This window comes from Oleiphilus sp. HI0061 (assembly GCF_001635675.1).
Window position 1 is genome coordinate 1 of the sequence record NZ_LWFE01001790.1, and the last position, 859, is coordinate 859.

The 859-nt window shown below is 36.6% G+C and carries 1 protein-coding gene; it reads left to right on the top strand.

Translation table 11 applies throughout. The features are described from left to right. Positions 1-605: 605 nt before the first annotated feature. Positions 606-859, top strand: a 254-nt coding sequence (locus A3735_RS27335) for a histidine phosphatase family protein (RefSeq protein WP_197486090.1), incomplete at its 3' end; no start/stop codon positions are given.

Genomic DNA, 859 nt, shown 5'->3' on the forward strand with positions numbered 1-859 from the left:
TATACCGCCATCATCGGCAGCAGTGGGCGGCAATTCATTTACTGCAAGAGAAATAGTTTTAGTTGTAGTGCACGCACTGAGCAAAAGGACAGATAAAATAGTAAAGAATTTATAGTTCATTGCGTATACTCCTTACGAATATTGAAATCAATGATTCAAGTATTACGCATATTAATGATTAACATAACAAGGTGCTTTATACCCATTATTCATAATAGGCGAAATGGAAATAACCACTTAATAATCAGTAACATTATGGTACTTCCTGTTATTTTATCGATTAAACTATTTTTACTTCGTAATTCAATTTTTTAAGTAGCTCACCTAAAGTTATATCTAGTACCAGATTACCTTTCCTTACATTTTAAAAGTATTTTTATTACCGTTACCCCTAACCTGCATCAAACTTATTCTTTGTTTATATATGTGGATTTTCTTACGAGTCTTTTAAGGTGTTAACAGGCTCTCATACTAAAGGAGACACTGTTCAGCGCACGAACTATAATCCAAGCTAATGCACTGCCATCAATTGAATAAACTTGCTGAATACTGCTTACTTCCATAGACTTTGCCAACTAATATTTATCCATGCTTAGAGCGATTAAATGGCAACACTGATACTTACACGGCACGCACAAGCCTCTTTAGGAAAGCAAGACTATGACCAGCTTTCTGATCTCGGCCACAAACAAGCCCATTTACTAGGTGAATATTTTGACAGCACTTCTATCAAGCCCAGTCGAGTTATTTGCGGCAGCTTAAAAAGGCATATTGAAACCGCTGACGCGATCACTCGCTCATTGCAATATAATCAAGCTATCGAAACTGATCCGCGCTGGAATGAATTCGACTTTAAGGG